Source organism: Rhizobacter sp. P3_B12, assembly GCF_056402895.1.
The window spans coordinates 1-3,590 of record NZ_JBFUGN010000644.1; the positions used below are offsets into that span (position 1 = coordinate 1).

A 3,590-nucleotide genomic window follows, 5' to 3' on the forward strand; every position below is an offset into this window, starting at 1 on the left:
GTGTACACGAAGAGCGGGCAGCCGACGGAGACCGTGAGCCTCGCCTACAGCCAGACCGGCGCGGGCTTCAGCTACGGCGCGGGCAAGCTSACSAGCAGCAGCTACCCGGGTGGCTCGGCGCAGTACGGCTACGACGACCAGGGCGCGGTGGTCAGCGACGTGCAGCGCGTCGAGGCCAGCACCGGCAGCAACGTCGCGCAACTGACGCACACSGTGGCCTACGGCTACACGCTGGGCAACCTGAGCGGCATCAGCTACCCGTCGAGCCGGCAGCTSGGSCTGACCTGGGTGGACGGTGARGTCACCGAGATCACGTTGGGCGGCACGCCGCTGATCACGCAGATCGCGTGGACGCCGTTCGCCGGGGCAGTGAAGCGCTGGCAATGGGCCATGGCCGATGGAGCCAAGTCGAACGAGCGCCACTTCGACCTCGCGGGCCGGGCGATCCGCTACCCGCTGGGCGAGGCGCTGCGAGACCTGCGCTACGACGAGGCGAGCCGCATCGTGAGCTTCACGCACCTGAGCGCGGACGGCACGGCGCAGCCGGCGCTGGACCAGGCGTTCGGCTACGACGAGAACAGCCGGCTGACGGGGATCACGACGAACGCGGCGAGCTGGGCCATCAACTACGACGCGAACGGCAACCGCACCGGCCTGAGCCTGAACGGCAGCCCGAGCACGTACGGCGTCGAGGCGACCAGCAACCGCACGACGAGCATCACGAACCCGGCCAGAAGCCTCGTGTTCGACAACGCCGGCAACACGCTCAGCGACAGCGCGGCCGATGGCTCGGGCTACACCGCGACGTACAACCTGCGTGGCCAGCTCGCGACGATCACCAAGGGCGGCGTGACGACGCGCTACACCTACAACGCGGCGGGGCAGCGCGTGCGCAAGGTGAGCAGCACGGGGCCGCAGAGCACGGTGGTGTTCGTGTACGACCGGGCGGGGCACCTGCTGGGCGAGTACGACCAGAACGGCGCCCCGTTGCGGGAATACGTGTGGCTGCGCGACACGCCGATGGCGATGTTCACGCCCGACCCGGCGAACCCATCGGGCGAGCCGCTGGTGTACTTCATCCACACCGATCACCTGAACACGCCGCGCGTGGTGGTGGACCGGCAGAACCGGGTGCGCTGGCGCTGGCTGGCCGAGCCCTTCGGGACGAGCGCGCCGGAGACCAACCCGGGCGGGCTGGGCGTCTTTACGCAGAACCTGCGCTTCCCGGGGCAGTATGCGGACCAGGAGAGTGGGCTGTTCTACAACTACCACCGGTACTACAACGCGGCGGGCGGGCAGTACGCTCAAAGCGATCCCATCGGGCTGAACGGGGGCATCAACACGTTTACCTACGGCGAAAACAACCCGCTGACCTACGTTGATCCCTATGGCCTGTTCGGCATGGATGACGTGTGGGGTGCCATCTATACCGGCACAGGAGGCTGGTCGCCATCTCAGGAGATGGTTGACTTCGGTGGTGGCTTCGGTGACGTTGTGACCTTCGGTCTGAGCAAGCAGGCGCGCAGCCTGTTGGACCTGAACAATGTCAATCGATGCTCGAAGTGGTACACGGCTGGTGAGGTCACCGGCGTTGTTGCATCAACCGCGACGGGATTTGCAGGTGGATCGCGAGCATTTGCGAGGCAGGCCAGTCCGAATAACTGGAGCAACTTCTCGCACTCTGCGACTCCTGCGAAGTGGAATCGAGGAAGCTGGTGGAGCAGGACCGGCAACAGAGCCAACGGAGATTACATTCCGACGACTGGCAAGAGGCCTGATCTTCATGACCTCATGGACGCGACTGCTGCGGGCATTGGCGGGAAATACCCGACTTGGCCTGCGTGGCGAAGGGCGATCAACCGCGTGCCTTACACACCTGGTGGGGCACTGTACGGGGGAGCTTCTGCGGCCATGAATGACCCCAATGATTGCGAGTGCAGCAAATGACTTCAGAAGTTGACGAGCTTGCGAAGACCGTGCTCTCGGCAAGTCGGAAGGGCTTGCTTCGTAGAAAGCCAGTCTTCAAACCTCACGCAGCCACTTCCCCCGAGGGGCTGCGCAAACTGGAAGAAGAAATTGGCACTCCGTTGCCCAATGATCTTCGCAGCTGGCTCCTTGCTGTTGGCTATGGCGACATTGATGACGAGTTGAGCTTCCGCAGGGAGTGGCTTGCAAGTATCGAGAGTGGTCACCTGAAAGGTAGTGCTCGATTCGCCCAGGACGTCCTGGGCAACTTCTACGCCTTCGACTCAAGCGGGCGCATCTTCTTCCTGTCACGATCCGAGCCGGTCTTCGCGGCAATGTCGACGGGCTTCTTGGAGTTCGTTAAAGAGCTTGTGCGTCGCGACTACAAGCTCGTGGACTGGGTGAACACCCTGGAAACTCAGAAATATGAATGGTAGGTGTGGCTGTCTCGCACACCCAATGCAACACGCAGGGTGATCCGATCGGTCTGGCCGCTGGGAGTCTGACGACGTATGGGTATGTGGGCGGGAATCCGCTACTTAATGTCGATCCGCGCGGCCTGCAGACAGCTGGCATGGGATACCTGAATATTGGAGGCGAATTCAAACAATACCAAGACGCGCTAATAAATACCTATAAGGATGTGATGCTATTCGCTGCTGGCGATGGGTTGCTTAGCGTTGGTGCCAAAGTAGTCCAGGCTATTAGAGCCACTGATTTCTGTAGGATTCCTAGAGGGCTGAGTGCCCACGGGGGTGTGTTTACATCGGAAATCAATGCCGCCGGGGGAGAAGTCTGAACTGCAGCTGGAAAGATATCGCAAAACGATTTCTCTGCCCTTGTCCAAGGCGGTTTGTACAAAGGCAACGTGAATATCATTAGTGGCGTCCATGGCCTCCCCAACGGAGCTACGCAGGTCGCGAAGGATCTGTTTGACGCCGATGTAATGCGTTTTGGTGGCGTTTCAGGGGTGCGGGTTCTCAATTTCCCGGATATGGCGCTTCTTGAAATAACAAACTTGCTTCGTGGGCAAGGAACTACCATTGGTGGGTTTTGTGATAGCGGCGCTTGTTTGGCGCCTTGCCGGCGAGGTGTTGAATGAATCAGGATTTGGATAGGCTTTACAAGGCGATTATATTTACTGGAAAAGCGAACGATTCTGGTGGGCGGGTTTCTGTGTATGCGAAGAATTTAGTCGCGGCGAAAGATATTTTGGATAAAAAATATGGTGTAGGAACTGTTTTCGATCTACACAATGAAGAAGACGCCAACGCGGCTCGTTAAGTGGCACCGATCACTTACAGCTTCCGCGCGCCGCGCGCATGCTGGATGGATACCTGTCGGACCGGCAACTGCGCCTGACCTGAGTGGACGGCGAGGTCACCTGCATCACGCTGGGCGGCACGCCGTTGATCACGCAGATCGAGTGGACGCCGTTCGCCGGCACGGTCAAGCGCTGGGGCTGGGCGATGGCGAGCGGCACGAAGGCGAACGAGCGCTACTTCGACCTCGCGGGCCGGGAGATCCGCTACCCGCTGGGCGAGGCGCTGCGGGATGTGCGCTACGACGAGGCGAGCCGCATCGTGAGCTTCACGCATCTGAGCGCGGACGGCACGGCGCAGCCG

General features: G+C 61.2%; 3 protein-coding genes and 1 pseudogene. All 4 read left to right on the forward strand.

Annotation, left to right across the window (positions count from 1 at the left end):
* Positions 1–1,947 (forward strand): RHS repeat-associated core domain-containing protein (locus AC1D01_RS25330; RefSeq protein WP_477871277.1); only part of this gene is annotated, 1,947 nt, incomplete at its 5' end.
* Complete coding sequence (locus tag AC1D01_RS25335) at positions 1,944–2,402, forward strand: SMI1/KNR4 family protein (RefSeq protein WP_477871279.1); 459 nt, start codon at positions 1,944–1,946, stop codon at positions 2,400–2,402. The genes AC1D01_RS25330 and AC1D01_RS25335, both read left to right, overlap by 4 nt.
* Before the next feature lie 661 nt (positions 2,403–3,063).
* Positions 3,064–3,249, forward strand: a complete 186-nt coding sequence (locus AC1D01_RS25340; protein WP_477871281.1) for a hypothetical protein — start codon at positions 3,064–3,066, stop codon at positions 3,247–3,249.
* A gap of 83 nt (positions 3,250–3,332) precedes the next feature.
* Positions 3,333–3,590: pseudogene (locus tag AC1D01_RS25345) on the forward strand (hypothetical protein); the annotation flags it as partial.

Coding starts and splice junctions, on each gene's coding strand:
- AC1D01_RS25340 (WP_477871281.1), top strand. CDS start 3,064: ATGAATCAGGATTTGGATAGGCTTTACAAGGCGATTATATTTACTGGA.
- AC1D01_RS25335 (WP_477871279.1), top strand. CDS start 1,944: ATGACTTCAGAAGTTGACGAGCTTGCGAAGACCGTGCTCTCGGCAAGT.